Source organism: Thiocapsa sp. (genome assembly GCF_011390875.1).
Taxonomy (GTDB): Bacteria; Pseudomonadota; Gammaproteobacteria; order Chromatiales; family Chromatiaceae; genus Thiocapsa.
The window spans coordinates 1-246 of sequence record NZ_JAABRP010000134.1 but is presented as its reverse complement, the minus strand read 5'-3'; the positions used below and the strand labels follow the sequence as shown (position 1 = coordinate 246).

The following is a 246-nucleotide window of genomic DNA, read 5'->3' as shown; positions in this document are numbered from 1 at the left end:
GGGTCTGATCCTGCCGCGCTCGGGGCTCGGGCATCGGCACGGCATCGTGCTCGGCAACCTGGTCGGGCTGATCGACTCGGACTATCAGGGGCCGCTCATGGTCTCCTGCTGGAACCGCGGGACGGCGCCCTTTCGGATCGAGATCGGCGAGCGCATCGCCCAGCTCATGCTGGTACCGGTCCTGCAGGCCGATTTGAGGATCGTCGAGGACTTCGACGCCTCCGCGCGCGGCAGCGGCGGGTTCGG

The 246-nt window shown here is 69.1% G+C and carries 1 protein-coding gene; it reads left to right on the top strand.

Going from position 1 to position 246, the window contains the following annotated elements; genetic code table 11:
* Nucleotides 1–246, top strand: a 246-nt coding sequence (gene dut, locus GPT33_RS12005; protein WP_296809261.1) for a dUTP diphosphatase, incomplete at both ends; no start/stop codon positions are given.